Raw genomic sequence first — 17,227 nt, 5'->3', positions numbered from 1 at the left:
TTCCGAACGGGATGTCCCGTTTCAGAGCAGCTCGAGATTCGCAGCGCTCTCGCGGCCGTCACGGCCGGACTGCAGCTCGTACTGGATCTTCTGGTTGTCGGCGAGGCCGGTCAGGCCCGAACGCTCGACAGCCGAGATGTGGACGAACACGTCCTTGCCGCCCGCGTCGGGCTGGATGAAGCCGAAGCCTTTGGTGGTGTTGAACCATTTCACGGTGCCAGTGGCCATCGTGAGATCTCCTGTCATGTGTCGCCGCACGCGGAAGTGCTGCGGCCCGGCATCTGTCAGAGCAGTATCGGTTGCTCTGTCGCCGGGTAAGGGAGACAGGTAGGCGATAGTGGTAACGTAGCGACGCCTGCATGACAGGTTTGCCGAGTCGGGACAAGGGACTTCATGCGCGACAAGTTCGCAGATGCGTGAGCCCTATGGTCTGAGGCCGCCCTGTTGGCGGATCGGCGCCGGGGTGGTTGAAACCGGCGGCGCGGATGATTTGGTCGGGGATGAGCGCGGGAGAACCGCAAATTCACACGAGATTGGAGATCACCATGAGCGCTCGAACCACCCTCCTCGGCACCGCCGTCATCGCCGCGCTGGCCGCGGCCCCGATGAGCACCGCCTTCGCGCAGGAAGCCGAGGCACCGCAGGCCGAGGCGATTCAGGTCACCGACGCGATGCTGTCGGACTTCGTCGATGCCGCGATGAAGGTCATGGCCCTGCGCCAGACCTACGAGGTCCGCCTGCAGGCGGCCGAGACCCAGGAAGACCGCCAGGCGCTGGTCGCGCAGGCGCAATCCGACATGCGCAGCGCGATCGAGGAAACCGACGGCATGACCGTCGAGACCTATGCCCAGATCGGCGAAGCCGCGCAGGCCGATGAAGAGCTGAACCAGCGCGTCGTCGCCCTGATCCAGGAGCGGGTCCCGGAAGACGCCCAGCCGCAAGGCGACGGCTGAGCGCTCCGACGCTGAATTGAAAAGCCCCGCGCGATCCACTCGCGCGGGGCTTTTTGTGGCAGCTCTCGTAATTCAGCGCAGGTCGCGCGGATCGCAGGGAGGGCCAGACCCGCCCTGCAGGGGCCAAGCCCGCGTCAGCGCGCGAATTTCTTGAACTTCACCCGTGTGGGCTCCAGCGCGTCGGCGCCGAGGCGGCGCTTCTTGTCTTCCTCGTAATCCTCGAAATTGCCCTCGAACCATTCGACATGGGCCTCGCCCTCGAAGGCGAGGATATGCGTGCAGATCCGGTCGAGGAAGAAGCGGTCGTGGCTGATCACCACCGCGCAGCCGGCGAAATCGACCAGCGCATCTTCCAGCGCGCGCAGGGTTTCGACGTCGAGGTCGTTGGTCGGCTCGTCGAGCAGGATGACGTTGCCGCCTTCCTTGAGCAGCCGTGCCATGTGGACCCGGTTGCGTTCGCCGCCCGAGAGCAGGCCGACCTTCTTCTGCTGGTCGCCGCCCTTGAAGTTGAAGGCCGAGCAATAGGCGCGGCTGTTCATCTCGGCATCGCCCAGCTTGATCTGCTCGGCGCCGCCCGAGATCGCCTCCCACACGGTCTCGTCGGATTTCAGATCGTCGCGCGACTGGTCGACATAGGCCAGCTGCACCGTGTCGCCGTATTCCAGCGTGCCCGCATCCGGCGTCTCGTGTCCGGTCAGCATCTTGAACAGCGTCGACTTGCCCGCGCCGTTGGGGCCGATCACGCCGACGATGCCGCCCGGCGGCAGCGAGAAGGACAGGTCCTCGATCAACAGCTTGTCGCCCATCGCCTTCTTCAGCCCGTCGACCTCGATCACCTTGGAGCCAAGCCGCGGGCCGTTGGGAATGATGATCTGGGCGCGGGACAGCTTTTCGCGCTCGGACTGGTTGGCCAGCTCGTTATAGGCGCTGATCCGGGCCTTGGACTTGGCCTGCCGGGCCTTGGCGCCCTGGCGCATCCATTCCAGCTCGCGCTCCAGCGTCTTCTGCTTGGCCTTGTCCTCGCGGGCTTCCTGCTCCAGCCGCTTGGCCTTCTGCTCCAGCCAGCTGGAGTAATTGCCCTCGTAGGGGATGCCGCGGCCGCGATCCAGTTCGAGGATCCAGCCGGTGATCGAATCGAGGAAGTAACGGTCGTGGGTGACGATCAGGATCGTGCCCTTGTAGGCGATCAGGTGGTTCTGCAGCCAGGCGATGGTCTCGGCGTCGAGATGGTTGGTCGGTTCGTCCAGCAGCAGCATGTCGGGCGCCTCGAGCAGCAGCTTGCACAGCGCCACGCGGCGCCGTTCGCCGCCCGAGAGCGTGCCCACATCCGCCTCGTCCGGCGGGCAGCGCAGCGCCTCCATGGCGACGTCGATCTGGCTGTCGAGATCCCACAGGTTCTGGCTGTCGATCTCGTCCTGCAGCTGCGCCATCTCGTCGGCGGTCTCGTCGCTGTAGTTCATTGCCAGCTCGTTGAACCGGTCGAGCTTGGCCTTCTTCTCGGCCACGCCCAGCATCACGTTCTCGCGGACATTCAGGCTCTCGTCGAGCTGCGGCTCCTGCGGGAGATAGCCGACCCGCGCGCCCTCGGCGGCCCAGGCCTCGCCGGTGAAATCCTTGTCGATCCCGGCCATGATCCGCATCAGGGTCGACTTGCCCGCGCCGTTGACGCCGACGACACCGATCTTGACCCCGGGCAGGAAGCTCAGCCGGATGTTCTCGAAGCATTTCTTGCCGCCCGGATAGGTCTTGGACACCCCGTCCATGTGGTAGACATACTGGTAAGAGGCCATGCGAAAGCTCCTGCTGCGTGCGCGTGACGAGGGGAGTAGCGCGTTGCGCGGCCCGGTGCAATCGGGCGGCTTGATGCGCCGGGGGCGAGCGCCTAGACAAGGCCCGGCACGGGGCCCGGGCCCCGCGCCTTGGGACGGGACGGGCGGGGACAGCCGTGGCAGAGCTTGACGACGGGATGTTTCTGCGCGCCGGCCAGCGGGTCGGGCTGCTGGGCGGCTCCTTCGATCCGCCCCATGCGGGCCATCTGCACCTGTCGCGCGAGGCGCTGAAGCGTTTCGACCTCGACCGGGTGGTCTGGCTGGTCAGCCCGGGCAACCCGCTCAAACCCAACCCGCCGGCCGCGCTGGCGCGCCGCATGGACGCGGCCCGGGCGCTGGTGTCGCATCCGCGCATCCTGATCAGCGATTTCGAGGCGCAGGCCGGTACACGCTTCACCGCCGAGACGCTGGCCGCCCTGCAGGCGCGGCACCGCGGCGTGCGCTTCGTCTGGCTGATGGGGGCGGACAACCTTGCACAGCTGCATCGCTGGGATCGCTGGCACGAGATCATGCACCGCGTGCCCATGGGCGTGATGGCCCGGCCGGGCCTGCGCATCGCGGCGCGCGCCTCGGTCGCGTCGCGGGTCTATGCCGGTGCGCGTTTGCCCGCCGCGCAATCGGGACGGCTGGCGCTGTGCGCGCCGCCGGCCTGGTGTTTCGTCAACATCCCGATGATCGATCTCAGCTCGACCGAGTTGCGTGCCCGCGGCGGGTGGTCCTGAGCGGGGAAACGCTGTGTTTCCGCGATCCGGCGCGGTTCGGCAAAAAGTTGATCGCGTGCGCAAAGATGACCGGTTGCCGCGCGCCCGATCCTTCGCTTAGATCCCGCCCATGACGAAAACATTGCCTCGACGTGCTTTCCTGTCCCTTGCGGCGGCTGCCGGCCTGAGCGCGGCCGCCGGCCCGGCGGTGGCGAACGCGCCCGCGCGTTCGCTGCGGCCTGTCGCGCGCAGCGACGATCTGCTGCGCCGCCTGCAGACCCCGCCCGAAGAGCTGATCGCCCGGGCCCGGCTGGACGGGCGGGTCGGTTTCGCCGTGGCCGACATGGCCGATGGCAAGATGCTGGAGGATCACGCGCCGAACCTCGGCCTGCCGCCCGCAAGCGTCGCCAAAGCGCTGACCGCCGCCTATGCGCTGGAGGTGCTGGGCCCGGCCTATCACTTCGAGACGCGCGTGATCGCGACGGGCGGCATCACCGACGGGGTGGTGCAGGGCGATCTGGTGCTGGCCGGTGGCGGCGATCCGACGCTGGACACCGACGCGCTGGCGGCGCTGGCGGCCGGGGTGAAGGCCGCGGGGATCACCGGCGTGACGGGCGGCCTGAAGGTCTGGGGCGGAGAATTGCCCTTCGTGCGGGTGATCGACCCGCTGCAGCCGGACCACGTGGGCTACAGCCCGGCCGTGTCGGGGCTGAACCTGAACTACAACCGGGTGCATTTCGAATGGCGTCGGGCGGGCAGCGGCTATACCGTCTCGATGGATGCGCGCTCGGGCACGCACCGGCCCGACGTGACCATGGCGCGCATGGGCGTCGTGGCGCGCGACATGCCGGTCTACACCTATTCCGACAGCAATGGCCGCGACGAGTGGACCGTGGCGCGCGGCGCGCTGGGCGATGGCGGGGCGCGCTGGCTGCCCGTGCGCAAGCCCGAGCTTTATGCCGGCGAGGTCTTCCAGACCTTCGTGCGGGCGCAGGGCATCCAGCTGGGTGCCCCGACGGTGATCGACGCGCTGCCTGCGGGCGAGACCGTGGCCCGGCATGAAAGCGCGCCGCTGCGCATCATCCTGCGCGACATGCTGAAATGGTCCACGAACCTCACCGCAGAGGCGGTGGGCATGATGGCGACGCGTGTCCGCACCGGTGCCGCGCCCGCAAGCCTGACCGCCTCGGCCGCCGAGATGAGCGCCTGGGGGCGGGAAAGCTTCGGGCTCGACTCGATGGCCTTCGTCGATCATTCGGGGCTGGGCGAGGACAGCCGGATCAGCGCGCGCGACATGATGACCGCGCTCTACAACATCCGGCGGCGCAAGGGGCTGAAGCCGCTGCTCAAGGCCTTTCCGATGCGCGATTCGCAGCGCCGGATCATCTCGGACCATCCGCTGAAGGTGCATGCCAAGACCGGCACGCTGAACTTCGTCAGCGGCCTGGCGGGCTTTGTCGATCTGCCGGACGGGACGGAGCTGGTCTTTGCAATCTTCACCTCCGACATGGACCGCCGCGCCGAGCTGAGCCGGGCGCAGCGCGAACGCCCGCCGGGCGGGCGTGAATGGAACCGGCGGGCCAAGGCGCTGCAGCAGGCGCTGATCGAACGCTGGGGCGTGCTTTACTCTGCGTGAAACGGGGCAGGCCGGGACGGTCCGCCCGAACAGGTCCATCAGTTCTGGATCACCACGCGCATGTTGCGCTTGCCCACCTGCTTGGTCAGGCGGAACAGCACGGCGGCGTGATCGGGGTGCAGCCGGACGCAGCCGGCCGAGGCCGGGCGACCGAGACGGCTGATCTGGTTGGTGCCGTGGATCGCGTAATTGCCGTTGAAGAAGATCGAGTAGGGCATGGGCGCGTTGTTGTAGAGGCTGGACTTATGATAGCGCGACAGCCACTTGGCGCCCCACGAGCCGCGCGGGGTCCATTTGCCCGAGCGTGCGGTCGAAACCGGCCAGCGATAGGCCACGCGACCATTGTGGATCACGGTCATCGTCTGCGAAGAGATGTCGACCTTGGCGACCAGCGGGGCAGCGGCGCTGGCGACAGGGGTCAGGAAGAGCATCGCGGTCGCGAGGACCGCCGCAAGAATACGGTTCATTTTGTCCCTCCAGGTGAATCGGTCTTGTTCGGCGATAAATACCTGAAAGGGTTTATACTCTGCGGATATCCACCGGTCAGTCCGGGAATCCGGACCCGAACCGACACAAATTGTGACAGGACTGTAATTTATCCGCGATGCGCGCGGGGGTTCCGCCCGCTGCGGCCCGGCTCAGAGCGTGATGTGGCGGGCCCGTGCGCCGCGCTCGATCGCCGCGGCGTGCAGCCGGTCGATGTTGAGCTCGTAGCGGATCTCTTCGAGCAGGCGCAGCTCGGTCTCTTGCAGGGTGCCGTCGGCCGCAGCCACGTCGCAGGCCAGCGCATAGGCGGTCTCGTAGAGCCGTTCGGGCAGGGTGTCGCGCAGCAGGCCGAACAGCGCGTCCAGCCCGTCCTCCTGCTCGAACAGGTCGAAGACCATGGAGGAGACGGCGCGCACGCGCTCGGTGTCGTAGCCCGAGAAGACGGGCAGCGAGTTCACCGCGCCGTCGATCTTGACGAGTTCCACGGTGCGCACGTTCTCGTCCGAGGCCGAGACGGCGATCATCAGCGCCACGAGGCTGTCCTGCGGGGTGAGCGGCTGGGCGGTGTCATTCATCGAAGGGCGGCCTTGTCCTGATCCTGTACGGGTCTTGGTGCTATTTATTGACGCCCGACCCTGCCCGCAATAGGAAGCGCGCGGTGCGCGGCAGGGTGGCAAGGGCAATGGGCCCGCGTCGCAGCGGTGCCGCGCCTTGGAAATCAGGAGAGTTTCAGATGTCCGAATTGCGTGACCTGGCGATGAGCGCGAAGGCGTGGCCGTTCGAAGAGGCGCGCCGCATCCTGAAACGCTATGAGAAGGCGCCGCCGGAAAAGGGCCACGTGCTGTTCGAGACGGGCTATGGCCCCTCGGGTCTGCCGCATATCGGTACGTTCGGCGAGGTGCTGCGCACCACGATGATCCGCCGTGCCTTCGAGACGCTGTCGGACATCCCGACGCGGCTGATCTGCTTCTCGGACGACATGGACGGCATGCGCAAGGTGCCGGGCAACGTGCCCAATGCCGAGATGCTGCACGAACACCTGCAGAAGCCGCTGACCGCCGTGCCGGACCCGTTTGGCACGCATGAAAGCTTTGGCCATCACAACAACGCCATGCTGCGGCGGTTCCTGGACACGTTCGGGTTCGAGTACGAGTTCTACTCGGCCACCGAGTTCTACAAGTCCGGCAAGTTCGACGAGATCCTGCTGCGCGCGGCCGAGCGCTATGACGACCTGATGAAGATCATGCTGAAGAGCCTGCGCGAGGAGCGCCGGCAGACCTACTCGATCTTCCTGCCGATCCATCCCGAGACGGGGCGCGTGCTCTATGTGCCGATGAAGCACGTGGATGCCGCCAAGGGCGAGATCACCTTCGACGACGAGGACGGGCGCGAATGGACGCTGCCGGTCACCGGTGGGCAGGTCAAGCTGCAGTGGAAGCCCGATTTCGGCGCCCGCTGGGCCGCGCTGGACGTGGATTTCGAGATGTATGGCAAGGACCACTCGACCAACACGCCGATCTATGACGGGATCTGCCGGGTGCTGGGCAACCGCCCGCCCGAGCATTTCACCTACGAGCTTTTCCTCGACGACAAGGGGCAGAAGATCTCGAAGAGCTCGGGCAACGGCATCTCGATCGACGAGTGGCTGAGCTATGCCTCGACCGAGTCGCTGTCCTATTTCATGTTCCAGAAGCCGAAGACCGCCAAGCGGCTGTATTTCGACGTGATCCCCAAGGCGGTTGACGAGTATCACCAGCAGCTGCGCGCCTATGCGACGCAGGAGCCGGCGCAGCAGCTGAACAACCCGGTGCATCACATCCATGCCGGCAAGGTCCCGGCCTCGGACATGGTGGTGACCTTCTCGATGCTGCTGAACCTTGCCAGCGCGTCCAGCGCCGAGGACAAGGAGACGCTGTGGGGCTTCATCCGGAAATACGCCCCCGACGCCACGCCCGAGACGCATCCCGGGATGGACCAGGCGGCGGGTCACGCGGTGCGCTACTTCCAGGATTTCGTCAAACCCTCCAAGGTCTTCCGGGCGCCCACCGAGCAGGAGCACGCGGCCATGTTGGACCTGGCCGAGCGGCTGCGCACGCATGACGGCTCGCATGATGACGAGGAACTGCAATCGCTGGTCTTCGCCGTCGGCAAGGCGCACGGGTTCGAGCCGCTGCGCGACTGGTTCAAGGCGCTCTACGAGGTGCTGCTGGGCCAGAGCCAGGGGCCGCGCTTCGGCGGGTTCATCGCGCTCTACGGCGTGGCCGAGACCATCGCGCTGATCGAGAAGGGGCTGGCCGGCGAGCTGGCCTGACAGCGCCCCCGCCACGTGCATTTTTGACGCAGGCGACCGCCGCGCTAGCTTTCCTTCACGGCAAGGAGGAGTGCGATGCGCGGCGGAATTCTTGGAATGGTACTGTCGGTGATCCTGTCGGGATCGGTCATGGCACAGGATGCGCTGCCCCCCGACAAGGGGATCGAGGGCGTGATCCGGCAGCAGATGGATGCCTTCCTGGCCGATGACGTGGGCACTGCCTTCGAATTCGCGAGCCCCTCGATCCAGGGCATGTTCCGCACGCCCGAGAATTTCGGGGCGATGGTGCGCAACGGCTATCCCATGGTCTGGCGGCCGGGCGACGTGCGCTTCGGTGATTTGCGCGAGATCGGTGGTGCGCTGTGGCAGAAGGTCATCGTGACCGATGGCGCGGGGCGCACCTTCGTGCTGGATTACCGCATGCAGCAGATCGACGGCGCGTGGCGCATCTCGGGCGTGCAGATCCTGCCGGCACCGGACGTGGCGGCCTGAGCCACCCGGTTGCGGCGTGCGGGCTTGGCCCGTGCGCTGGGGTCCGAGAGCCTTAAGATCCCGTTGATATTTCCCTTTCCCGATCGGGGCCGCTCCGCGCCCCTTGCGAGGAAAGGGATCAGGATGAACAAGGCGATCACCGAGGGTTTGGTCTTCATGCCGCCGGCCTTCTCGGCCGGCAATCTGGGGCAATGGTCGCGCGGCGACGGGGTGCCGGGATCGAACACCTATGCCAGCCTGGCCACGGCGGCCTTCGTCCCGGCGGACCAGGATTTCGGCGGATGCCTCGAGATCCAGAAGACCGCCAGCACGCAGAAGCTGCGCTACATGGGCGAGACGCCGATCCCGCTGGGCTGCTACCTTCGCATCACGGCCCGCATCAAGGCGATCGCGGGTTCGCTGCCCTCGGTTCGGGTGGCAGCCTGGGCGGGTCGGGCCAACAACTCGGCCGTGAACGGCATCGACAAGACCGGCCCGTCGACCACGCTGACCAGCTATGGCGAGGTGGTTGAAGTCTCGGCCATCGTCGGATCCGGCAATCGCAGCGGCGTCGACCTGGTCTGGGGGACCGAGCCGGTCTACGGCCATTTCGGCATCGACCTGACCGGGCCGAATGGCGGCGTGGTGCGGGTCGACGACATCGTGATCGAGGATGTCACGGATGTTTTTCACCGCGACATGATGAATTGGGTCGACGTGCGCGATTTCGGCGCCGTGGGCAATGGCAGCGCGGATGACAGCGCGGCCTTCGAGGCCGCGGACGCCGCCGCGGATGGCCGGCGCGTGCTGGTCTCGGAGGGCACCTACCGGCTGAATTCCTCGGTCACGCTGGAAAGCCGCGTGCAGTTCGAGGGCTCGGTCACCATGCCCGACAGCGCGATCCTGTCGCTGACCAAGGATTTCAGCCTGCCGGTCTATATCGACGCCTTCGGCGGCAACGAGGAGCTGGCCTTCAAGAAGGCGCTGCAATCGCTGATGAACAATGCCGATCACGAGAGCCTGGATCTTGGCGGACGGCGCATCTCGATCACCGGGCCCATCGACATGCAGGCGGCGGTGCCCAACCGGACCTCCTACGCGCAGCGCCGGGTGATCCGGAACGGCCAGTTCCGCGCCGAGTCCAGCGGCAACTGGACCCCGATCACGGTGACCAGCGCGGCCACCTACTCGGCCAGCAACCAGTGGCGGCTGACCGATGTCAGCAACATCGCCAATATCCGCGAGGGCAGCCTTGTGCAGGGCGCCGGGGTGGGCCGCGAGATCTATGTGAGGCGCGTCAACGTGGCGGCGGGCGAGCTTGAGCTGTCGCAGCCGCTGTCGGATGCGGTGGGCCGGCAGAGCTATACCTTCACCCGCTACAAGTACATGATGGATTTCACCGGCTTCGACCGGATCAACGTGTTCGAGCTGGAAGGCATCGAGTTCCAGTGCAACGAGACCGCCTCGGGCGTGATCCTGCCGCGGCTGGGCACGGTCAACGTGATCCGCAACTGCGTCTTCAACCGGCCGGGCCATCGCGGCATCACCTCGCACGGGGATGGCTGCCAGGGCATGCTGATCGACCATTGCCAGTTCATCTCCTACGAGGGGGGCACCCTGTCGCAGGACCGGCAGACCGTGGCGATCAACACCAACGCCAATGACGTCAAGATCCGCAACTGCCGGGCCTCGCAGTTCCGCCATTTCGCGGTGATCAGCGGGGCGCATGCGATCATCACGGCGAACCACTTCTTCCAGGGCGATCCGGCCTCGGCGGGGTCGCGCACCGCGGGGATCGTGCTGTGCCTGCGCGCCTGCAACACGCAGATCAGCAACAACTATGTCGACAACTGCTTCATCGAGTGGACCAACGAGCGCGAGCCCGAGCCGGATTTCACCGGCGGGTTCGGCTTTGCCGGCCTGTCGATCACCGGCAACGTGATGCTGGCCTCCAGCGTGGCGCCGTGGTTCAGCAGCATCGTGATCAAGCCCTACGGTTCGGGCCATTTCATCAACGGGCTGACCGTCTCGGGCAACACGTTCCGCACCATCGGCGGGCTGACCTATCGCGGCGAGCGGGTGGACACGACCTTTGCGCCGCTCGACATGTCGCGGGCGCGCAGCGTGACCTTTGTCGGCAATACCTATCACAACGTCGAATCGGGGGCGGCGAACCCGCTGCGAGTGACACATTCGCAGAACTCGCATGCCTCGGTCTGGACGGTGCCCACCGACAACCGCCTGCCCTTCGAGGGCGAGGCGCTGGAGATCGAGAGCATCGTGTCCCGCTCGCGCCCGCGCAACAGCTCGAACGTGACGCGCAACCACTTCCCTTATGTCGAGGGGCGCAAGGGCGGCCAGAGGGACCAGGTGCACGTGATCTGGCCCGAGAACATGGTCGGCGACGTCACGATGAACATCCGAATGGACAAGTGACCCGGGACGGGCGGCGCGCAACGGTCGCGCCGCCCGTCAGAACTCGGCCCAGAAACCCAGCTTGATCCCCATCGCCTCGTCCCCCTGCAGCCCGTAGGACATGCCGGCCTCGATCTTCAGCATGTCGGTGACCGGAAAGACCAGCGAGGGCACGAAGCGCGCGAACGGGTCGCCCCCGTCCGGCGCGCCGGTCTGCATCTGCAGGATCAGCTTGCGCCCGCGCGACAGGTTGCGGCCCAGCGTGATGTCCATCTTGTAATCGGTCGCGCCGCCGTCGATCTCGATCTCGGCCATGCTGTCGATCGTGAACCAGCCGCCCTCGCTCCCCCAGCCCAGCGACAGGCCGGGCCGCAGGATCGCCTCTTCGGCGATGGTGCCATAGGCCAGCTGCGCCGTGACCTTGGGATAGCTTTGCAGGTTGCGCAGTGGGTATTGCGCCCAGACCAGCATCTTGCGCTCGCCGGTCATGGACTGGCCCAGGTCCAGCCCGATCGTCCAGTCCGGCGTCAGCCCGTATTCCATGTAGAGCGTGTGATAGCCTTGCGTCGGGTCGCGCAGGCTGCGCCCGTCGGGATCCTGCGGCCAGCCGAAGCGCAGCGCGCCGGCCACGAAGCTGCGCCCGGCCTCGCGCGGCCAGGCGCCGGCGGCGGCGTCACCGGCGATCAGGCTGAGGGCCAGCAGCAGGGATATGAGGCGGCAGATCGGCATGGCAGGTGCCGCAAGCCTGCCTTCACCTTGGTTAAGGCCGGGTTAAATCGCGCGGGTGGCTGGATTCCGCCGATCAGCCGGGGCAGGGTGGCCCGGCACAGCAGGGGGAGCGCGACATGGCAGGCCGGGTCATCACGGTGGCACAGCAGAAGGGCGGCAGCGGCAAGACCACCATGGCCGCGCATCTGGGGCTGGGGTTCCGCGAGATGGGCCTGAAGGTGGCGCTGGTGGATCTCGATCCGCAGGGCTCGCTCGGGCGCTGGTACATGACCCGGATCGAGGCTGACCCGGCCGATTGCGACCGGCTGGAATTCTCGACCTCTTCGGCCTGGGGGATCTCGCTGGAATGCCGCAAGCTGACCGCCGCGCATGACGTGGTGGTGATCGACACGCCGCCCAAGGCCGACAGCGACCTGCGCCCGGCGCTGCGCGTGGCCGACCTTGTGGTGGTGCCGGTCTCGGTCAGCCACGTGGATCTCTGGGCCACCGAGGGCGTGCTGGACCTTGCCGCGCGCGAGCGGCGCGAGACGCTGCTGGTGATGAACCGCACGCGCAGCGGCACGCGGCTGGGGCTGGACGTGGCGCAGGCGGTGCAGAAGATCGACGCGCCGCTGGCTCGGCACGGGCTGGCCAACCGCGTAGGCTATGCTGAGGCGATGGGGCTGGGACGCGGCGCGCAGGAGGTGGCGCGTGGCCCGGCCCGCGACGAGGTGTCCGCGCTGACCGCCGAGGTGGCCGCCCGGCTGGGTCTTGCCTGACCCTCTGTCCCTTGCCGCCGATCTGCTTTAGGAGCGGGCGCCAAAGGAGAGCCCCATGACCGACCTCGATGCCCTCCGCGCCCTGATCCGGCAGGACAGCGCGGCGCGCGGCCAGACGATCTCGAAACTCGGCTATTTCTGCGCCCCGTTCCGCCCCGAAGGCGGGCCCTTTGGCGACCGGGTGATCAAGGTCTATCGCGGCCTGCCCGATCCGCGCGCGCTGGAGCGGCTGAAGGTCTGCCATGACGATTACGCCGATGCGCTGGTCGCCGCCGGCGTGCCGCTGCCGCAGACCGTGTTCCACCTGCTCGAGATGGATGGCGTGACCATCCCCGTGATCGTGCAGGAGGCGCTGCCGACCGACAGCCTGATGCGCCCGCGCATGCAGACCGCGCCGGTGGAGGAGACGCTGGAGATGATGCAGCAGGCCGGCACGGTGATCGCGCGGTTCTGGCACTGGGCCGAGGGGCAGCAGGGGCGGATCGGCTTCCACCCCTCGATTCGCAACTTCGCGATCGTCGACGGGCAGGCGGTGTTCTTCGACACCTTCCCGCCGCTGATCCACTATTCGCGGGACGAGATGGGCCGCCTGCTGCTGGCCTTCTCGGAGAAACGCATCATGCGCCTTGTCGGCCCGCTGATGCAGCGCCGCGTGACAGCGATTCAGGATGAATGGTACTCGCCCGCCGAGACGCTGGTCGGGCTGGTGGGCTCGGCCTGCCGGCTGCGCCCGGAGCATGCCGACGCCTATCTTGAGTGGGGCCGCGCCTTTGCCGCGCGCGAAATGGCGCCCTGGGCCGAGGAGGCCGTGGCCGGCATGTCCGCCCCGCCGAAACTGCCGGCGATCTGGACGGGCATGCGCAAGCTGATGGGCCTGCAAGGCGAGCCGAACGTCTGAGGACGCGGCCCGCCCCGAGACGGTCAGACGATCTTGATGCCCGCGGCCTCGGCATCCTTGAGGAAGGCGGCCAGGCCCTTGTCGGTCAGCACGTGGTTGGCCATGGCATGGATCACGCCCGGCGGTGCGGTGGCCACGTCGGCGCCGATCTTGGCGCATTCCGACATGTGGTTCGCGGTGCGGATCGAGGCGGCGAGGATCTGCGTCTCGTAGCCGTAATTGTCATAGATCTCGCGGATATCGGCGATCAGCTCCAGCCCGTCCATGTTCAGGTCGTCCAGCCGGCCGATGAAGGGCGAGATGAAGGTAGCGCCCGCCTTGGCGGCCAGCAGCGCCTGGTTGGCGGTGAAGCACAGGGTGACATTGACCATGCGGCCCTCGTCGCTGAGCACCTTGCAGGCCTTCAGCCCGTCCCAGGTCAGCGGCACCTTCACGGCGATGTTCTCGGCGATTTCGGCCAGCTTGCGGCCCTCGGCGATCATCGCGTCGGATTCGGTGGCGATCACCTCGGCCGAGACGGGGCCCTCGACCAGGTCGCAGATCTCCTTGGTGACTTCCAGGATGTCGCGGCCCGACTTGTTGATGAGCGAGGGGTTGGTGGTAACCCCGTCGACCATGCCCAGGGCGTGCAGGTCGCGGATCGCGTCGATATCGGCGGTGTCGACAAAGAATTTCATTGCGCGTTGGCCCTCCCGGCTGTGCTTGGCATTCCTTGACCCGTGTCATACCCCAAGGACGGACGGGTCGAAAGCCCGGAGTGGTTATCGCTAACGGGACTGGGGTGATGGACGCATTCTTTGCAGAGGGCGAGCGGGTCGGCGTGCTGACCACGCAGCCGCTCGACCGGGTGCTGGATTACCGCGCGCCCGAGGGTGGCTGTTTTGTCGGCGCCTTCGTCGAGGTGCCGCTGGGGCCGCGCAAGGTGCTGGGCGTCGTCTGGGGGCCCGGGCAGGGCGGTTTCGACGCTGCCAAGATCCGCCCGGTGATCCGCGTGCTGGATGCCGCGCCCATGCGCGAGGAGATGCGGCTCTTCCTAGAGAAGGCCGGCGCCTACACGCTGACGCCGCTGCCCGCCATGCTGCGGCTGGCGACGCGGGCGCCGGGGTTGGGCGATCCGCCGTCGATGCGCAAGGTCTATCGCCGCGGCGAAGGGGAGCCCGCGCGCATGACCGATGCGCGGCGCCGGGTGCTGGACGCTGCCGAAGAGATGGGCGGGCTGGCGCTGACCCTGAAGGAACTGGCCGAGGCCGCCGGCGTGACATCCTCGGTGGTCAAGGGGCTGCTGCCCGGCGGCGCCATCGTCGAGGAGGAAAGCCCCCGCGACACGCCATTCCCGCGGCTCGACCCCGAGCTGGGCGGCAAGGACCTGACCGAGGACCAGGCCGCGGCGGTCGAGGTGCTGCGCGAAGGCCAGCGCGCGGGCCGCTACGGCACGGTGCTGCTCAAGGGCGTGACCGGCTCTGGCAAGACCGAGGTCTATCTCGAGGCCGTGGCCGAGGCGCTGCGGCAGGGCCGGCAGGCGCTGGTGCTGCTGCCCGAGATCGCGCTCTCGGCCGAGTTCCTGACCCGGCTTGCCGCGCGCTTCGGCGGGCGCCCGGCGGAATGGCATTCCGGCGTGACCATGACCGAACGTCGCCGGGTCTGGAAGATGGTGGCCGAGGGGCAGGCCCAGGTCGTGGTGGGCGCGCGTTCGGCGCTGTTCCTGCCCTTCCGGTCGCTGGGGCTGATCGTCGTCGACGAGGAACACGACACCTCCTACAAGCAGGAGGACGGGGTGCTCTACAATGCGCGCGACATGGCGGTGCTGCGCGCCTCGATCCTGGGCGCGCAGGTGGTGCTGGCCTCGGCCACGCCCTCGCTGGAAAGCTGGGCCAATGCCGAGGCGGGCAAGTACCAGCGGCTGGAGCTGGTCTCGCGCTTCGGGCCGGCCGTGCTGCCCGAGATGCGCGCCATCGACATGCGGCGCGAGGACCTGCCGGCGGCGCGCTGGATCTCGCCCAGCCTGCGCAAGGCGGTCGTGGCGCGGCTGGAGCGCGGCGAACAGGCGCTGTTGTTCCTGAACCGCCGCGGCTATGCGCCGGTGACGCTCTGCCGGGCCTGCGGCCAGCAGATCGGCTGCGACCATTGCGATGCGCGCATGGTCGAACACCGTTTCCTCAAGCGGCTGGTCTGCCACCAATGCGGCGAGAGCCGGCCGATCCCCACGGTCTGCCCGCATTGCGAGGCCGAGGACAAGCTGGCCCCGGTGGGCCCGGGGGTCGAACGGCTGGCCGAGGAGGCCACCGCGCTCTTCCCCGAGGCGCGGGTGGCGGTGCTGTCCTCGGATCTCTACGGCACCGCGCGCGAGTTGAAGGCCCAGATCGAGGCCATCGCCGCGGGCGGCGCCGACATCATCATCGGCACCCAGCTGGTGGCCAAGGGGCACAACTTCCCCAACCTGACGCTGGTCGGCGTGATAGACGCCGATCTGGGGCTGCAGGGCTCGGATTTGCGCGCGGCCGAGCGCACCTTCCAACTGATGCGGCAGGTGGCGGGGCGCGCGGGCCGGGCCGAGAAGCCGGGACAGGCGCTGCTGCAGACCTACCAGCCCGAGCACCCGGTGATCCGCGCGATCCTCGGTGGCGACGAAGAGGCGTTCTGGGCCGCCGAGGCCGAGGAACGCCGCGCTGCCGGCATGCCGCCTTACGGGCGGCTGGCCGGGGTCATCCTGTCGGGCGAGGACATGCCGCAGGTCTTCGACCTGGGCAACTGGCTGGCGCGCAACGATGCGCCGCTGCGGCAGGTGGGCGCGCAGGTGCTGGGCCCGGCACCGGCGCCGATCGCCCGGGTGCGCGGGCGCCACCGCGTGCGACTGCTGGTCAAGGCCCCCAAGGGCGTGGCCCTGCAAGGGGCCATCGGCGCGTGGCTGGCGCCGGTGCGGCTGAAGGGCGATCTGCGGCTGGCCGTCGATATCGACCCGCAAAGCTTCTTCTAGCCACCCGCCCGCGCGGCGCATCCGCCACAAGGCACGCGTCTTTTCGGGCTGCGCCTTGTTTGTCCGACACCGCGCGTCTACATCGCTGCCCATGAGACGTTGGATCCCGTTCATGAACAAGGCGCCGCGCGTGTCGGTCGTGCGGCTGCAGGGTGCCATCGGCGCGCCCGGCCGCTCCTCGATGAGCGACCGCTCGCTGGCGCAGATGCTGGAGAAGGCGTTCAAGGGCAAGCCCGATGCCGTCGCGCTCGAGATCAACTCGCCCGGCGGCTCGCCCGTGCAATCCTCGCTGATCGGGTCGCGCATCCGCCGCCTGTCGGAGGAGAACGAGGTACCGGTCTACGCCTTCTGCGAAGACGTGGCCGCATCGGGCGGGTACTGGATCGCCTCGGCCGCGGACGAGATCTGGGCCGATCCCAGCTCGATCCTGGGCTCGATCGGCGTGATCTCGGCCTCCTTCGGGGCGCATGTCTTCCTGCAGCGGCAGGGGATCGAACGCCGCGTCTACACCGCCGGCAAGTCCAAGAGCATGATGGACCCGTTCCGCCCCGAGAAGGAAGAAGACGTGGCCCGGCTCAACCGGCTGCTGGGACAGCTGCACCAGACCTTCATCGCGCAGGTGCAGGACCGGCGCGGCGACAAGCTGGCCGACAATCCCGACCTGTTCACCGGAGAGGTCTGGATCGGGCAGGCCGCCGTCGATGTCGGGCTGGCCGACGGGGTGGGGCACTTGGTGCCGCAGATGAAGGAGCGCTTCGGCGACAAGGTCCGCTTCCGCCGCTACGAGGCGAAAAAGCCGCTTCTGCCGCGGCTGGGCATGCAGGCGGTGGACGGCGCCTTGGCCGAGATCGAGGACCGTGCCGCCTTTGCCCGGTTCGGGCTGTGACGTGGTCGTCAAGATTGTCTTTCTCTTCCTGGCAGTGATGGCCGTGCTGGCCATGTTCGGGCGCCTGCGCGTGCCCGGCAAGCGCCATCTCGACCGGTTGAGCTCGAAACGTTGCAAGCGCTGCGGGCGGTTCCGTATCGGAAGCGGTCCCTGTCCCTGCGCCAAGGAGAAACGCTGAGC

17 protein-coding genes are annotated in these 17,227 nt (G+C 67.7%); 11 read left to right on the top strand and 6 right to left on the bottom strand.

Going from position 1 to position 17,227, the window contains the following annotated elements; genetic code table 11:
• Nucleotides 1-21 precede the first annotated feature (21 nt).
• Complete coding sequence (locus tag AVJ23_RS03580; RefSeq protein WP_058860744.1) at nt 22-228, bottom strand: cold-shock protein; 207 nt, start codon at nt 226-228, stop codon at nt 22-24.
• A gap of 317 nt (nt 229-545) precedes the next feature.
• Here AVJ23_RS03580 and AVJ23_RS03575 point away from each other — a divergent pair, with 317 nt between their 5' ends.
• The gene (locus AVJ23_RS03575; protein WP_058860821.1) at nt 546-953 is read left to right on the top strand and encodes a DUF4168 domain-containing protein; all 408 of its coding nucleotides are present in this window, start codon (nt 546-548) and stop codon (nt 951-953) included.
• Between the two features lie 134 nt (nt 954-1,087).
• Here AVJ23_RS03575 and ettA read toward each other — a convergent pair whose 3' ends face one another.
• Complete coding sequence (gene ettA / locus AVJ23_RS03570) at nt 1,088-2,743, bottom strand: energy-dependent translational throttle protein EttA (protein ID WP_058860743.1); 1,656 nt, start codon at nt 2,741-2,743, stop codon at nt 1,088-1,090.
• Between the two features lie 176 nt (nt 2,744-2,919).
• On the opposite strand from ettA, the gene AVJ23_RS03565 reads away from it, so the two are divergent.
• Nucleotides 2,920-3,504, top strand: a complete 585-nt coding sequence (locus tag AVJ23_RS03565) for a nicotinate-nucleotide adenylyltransferase (RefSeq protein WP_058860742.1) — start codon at nt 2,920-2,922, stop codon at nt 3,502-3,504.
• 109 nt (nt 3,505-3,613) lie between these two features.
• On the top strand, nt 3,614-5,119 hold the full coding sequence (dacB, locus tag AVJ23_RS03560; protein ID WP_058860741.1) for a D-alanyl-D-alanine carboxypeptidase/D-alanyl-D-alanine endopeptidase: 1,506 nt from the start codon (nt 3,614-3,616) through the stop codon (nt 5,117-5,119).
• A 38-nt stretch (nt 5,120-5,157) separates the two neighbouring features.
• Here dacB and AVJ23_RS03555 read toward each other — a convergent pair whose 3' ends face one another.
• Both AVJ23_RS03555 and AVJ23_RS03550 read right to left on the bottom strand, forming a co-directional pair.
• A complete protein-coding gene (locus tag AVJ23_RS03555) occupies nt 5,158-5,586 on the bottom strand; it encodes a L,D-transpeptidase (RefSeq protein ID WP_058860740.1) in 429 nt (142 codons plus the stop codon).
• 171 nt (nt 5,587-5,757) lie between these two features.
• On the bottom strand, nt 5,758-6,180 hold the full coding sequence (locus AVJ23_RS03550) for a tellurite resistance TerB family protein (protein ID WP_058860739.1): 423 nt from the start codon (nt 6,178-6,180) through the stop codon (nt 5,758-5,760).
• A 158-nt stretch (nt 6,181-6,338) separates the two neighbouring features.
• Here AVJ23_RS03550 and AVJ23_RS03545 point away from each other — a divergent pair, with 158 nt between their 5' ends.
• The 3 genes from AVJ23_RS03545 (at nt 6,339) to AVJ23_RS03535 (ending at nt 10,823) form a co-directional block, all read left to right on the top strand.
• On the top strand, nt 6,339-7,916 hold the full coding sequence (locus tag AVJ23_RS03545) for a lysine--tRNA ligase (RefSeq protein ID WP_058860738.1): 1,578 nt from the start codon (nt 6,339-6,341) through the stop codon (nt 7,914-7,916).
• Nucleotides 7,917-7,991: 75 nt separating this feature from the next.
• Nucleotides 7,992-8,408, top strand: a complete 417-nt coding sequence (locus AVJ23_RS03540) for a DUF4864 domain-containing protein (protein ID WP_058860737.1) — start codon at nt 7,992-7,994, stop codon at nt 8,406-8,408.
• Nucleotides 8,409-8,531: 123 nt separating this feature from the next.
• Nucleotides 8,532-10,823, top strand: coding sequence for a glycosyl hydrolase family 28-related protein (locus tag AVJ23_RS03535; protein ID WP_058860736.1), 2,292 nt, complete (start codon nt 8,532-8,534; stop codon nt 10,821-10,823).
• A 36-nt stretch (nt 10,824-10,859) separates the two neighbouring features.
• Here AVJ23_RS03535 and AVJ23_RS03530 read toward each other — a convergent pair whose 3' ends face one another.
• Nucleotides 10,860-11,531, bottom strand: coding sequence for a hypothetical protein (locus AVJ23_RS03530; RefSeq protein WP_058860735.1), 672 nt, complete (start codon nt 11,529-11,531; stop codon nt 10,860-10,862).
• Nucleotides 11,532-11,647: 116 nt separating this feature from the next.
• On the opposite strand from AVJ23_RS03530, the gene parA reads away from it, so the two are divergent.
• A complete protein-coding gene (gene parA, locus AVJ23_RS03525) occupies nt 11,648-12,289 on the top strand; it encodes a ParA family partition ATPase (RefSeq protein ID WP_058860734.1) in 642 nt (213 codons plus the stop codon).
• Nucleotides 12,290-12,344: 55 nt separating this feature from the next.
• Nucleotides 12,345-13,187: a DUF6206 family protein gene (locus AVJ23_RS03520; protein ID WP_058860733.1), complete on the top strand. Its 843-nt coding sequence runs from the start codon at nt 12,345-12,347 to the stop codon at nt 13,185-13,187.
• A 23-nt stretch (nt 13,188-13,210) separates the two neighbouring features.
• Here AVJ23_RS03520 and fsa read toward each other — a convergent pair whose 3' ends face one another.
• Nucleotides 13,211-13,864 carry a fructose-6-phosphate aldolase gene (gene fsa / locus AVJ23_RS03515; protein WP_058860732.1) on the bottom strand — a complete coding sequence of 218 codons (654 nt, stop codon included), beginning with the start codon at nt 13,862-13,864 and terminating at the stop codon, nt 13,211-13,213.
• A gap of 107 nt (nt 13,865-13,971) precedes the next feature.
• Here fsa and AVJ23_RS03510 point away from each other — a divergent pair, with 107 nt between their 5' ends.
• The 3 genes from AVJ23_RS03510 to AVJ23_RS03500 all read left to right on the top strand — a co-directional run bounded on the left by AVJ23_RS03510 (nt 13,972) and on the right by AVJ23_RS03500 (nt 17,225).
• A complete protein-coding gene (locus AVJ23_RS03510; protein ID WP_058860731.1) occupies nt 13,972-16,161 on the top strand; it encodes a primosomal protein N' in 2,190 nt (729 codons plus the stop codon).
• Between the two features lie 91 nt (nt 16,162-16,252).
• A complete protein-coding gene (locus AVJ23_RS03505) occupies nt 16,253-17,047 on the top strand; it encodes a S49 family peptidase (RefSeq protein WP_058860730.1) in 795 nt (264 codons plus the stop codon).
• Nucleotide 17,048: 1 nt separating this feature from the next.
• Nucleotides 17,049-17,225, top strand: a complete 177-nt coding sequence (locus AVJ23_RS03500; protein WP_205626826.1) for a hypothetical protein — start codon at nt 17,049-17,051, stop codon at nt 17,223-17,225.
• Nucleotides 17,226-17,227: the final 2 nt, after the last annotated feature.

Source organism: Pseudoponticoccus marisrubri, from assembly GCF_001482405.1.
GTDB classification, from domain to species: Bacteria; Pseudomonadota; Alphaproteobacteria; order Rhodobacterales; family Rhodobacteraceae; genus Pseudoponticoccus; species Pseudoponticoccus marisrubri.
The sequence above is the reverse complement of the archived record's forward strand: the minus strand, read 5'-3'. Positions and strand labels throughout refer to the sequence as shown.

Excerpts from the sequence above, each read along its gene's own strand:
- AVJ23_RS03505 (WP_058860730.1), top strand. The coding sequence starts at position 16,253 with ATGAGACGTTGGATCCCGTTCATGAACAAGGCGCCGCGCGTGTCGGTC.
- AVJ23_RS03550 (WP_058860739.1), bottom strand. The coding sequence starts at position 6,180 with ATGAATGACACCGCCCAGCCGCTCACCCCGCAGGACAGCCTCGTGGCG.
- AVJ23_RS03545 (WP_058860738.1), top strand. The coding sequence starts at position 6,339 with ATGTCCGAATTGCGTGACCTGGCGATGAGCGCGAAGGCGTGGCCGTTC.
- AVJ23_RS03535 (WP_058860736.1), top strand. The coding sequence starts at position 8,532 with ATGAACAAGGCGATCACCGAGGGTTTGGTCTTCATGCCGCCGGCCTTC.
- AVJ23_RS03510 (WP_058860731.1), top strand. The coding sequence starts at position 13,972 with ATGGACGCATTCTTTGCAGAGGGCGAGCGGGTCGGCGTGCTGACCACG.
- AVJ23_RS03555 (WP_058860740.1), bottom strand. The coding sequence starts at position 5,586 with ATGAACCGTATTCTTGCGGCGGTCCTCGCGACCGCGATGCTCTTCCTG.
- parA (WP_058860734.1), top strand. The coding sequence starts at position 11,648 with ATGGCAGGCCGGGTCATCACGGTGGCACAGCAGAAGGGCGGCAGCGGC.
- AVJ23_RS03565 (WP_058860742.1), top strand. The coding sequence starts at position 2,920 with ATGTTTCTGCGCGCCGGCCAGCGGGTCGGGCTGCTGGGCGGCTCCTTC.
- AVJ23_RS03520 (WP_058860733.1), top strand. The coding sequence starts at position 12,345 with ATGACCGACCTCGATGCCCTCCGCGCCCTGATCCGGCAGGACAGCGCG.
- AVJ23_RS03580 (WP_058860744.1), bottom strand. The coding sequence starts at position 228 with ATGGCCACTGGCACCGTGAAATGGTTCAACACCACCAAAGGCTTCGGC.
- ettA (WP_058860743.1), bottom strand. The coding sequence starts at position 2,743 with ATGGCCTCTTACCAGTATGTCTACCACATGGACGGGGTGTCCAAGACC.
- fsa (WP_058860732.1), bottom strand. The coding sequence starts at position 13,864 with ATGAAATTCTTTGTCGACACCGCCGATATCGACGCGATCCGCGACCTG.
- AVJ23_RS03530 (WP_058860735.1), bottom strand. The coding sequence starts at position 11,531 with ATGCCGATCTGCCGCCTCATATCCCTGCTGCTGGCCCTCAGCCTGATC.
- AVJ23_RS03575 (WP_058860821.1), top strand. The coding sequence starts at position 546 with ATGAGCGCTCGAACCACCCTCCTCGGCACCGCCGTCATCGCCGCGCTG.
- AVJ23_RS03540 (WP_058860737.1), top strand. The coding sequence starts at position 7,992 with ATGCGCGGCGGAATTCTTGGAATGGTACTGTCGGTGATCCTGTCGGGA.
- dacB (WP_058860741.1), top strand. The coding sequence starts at position 3,614 with ATGACGAAAACATTGCCTCGACGTGCTTTCCTGTCCCTTGCGGCGGCT.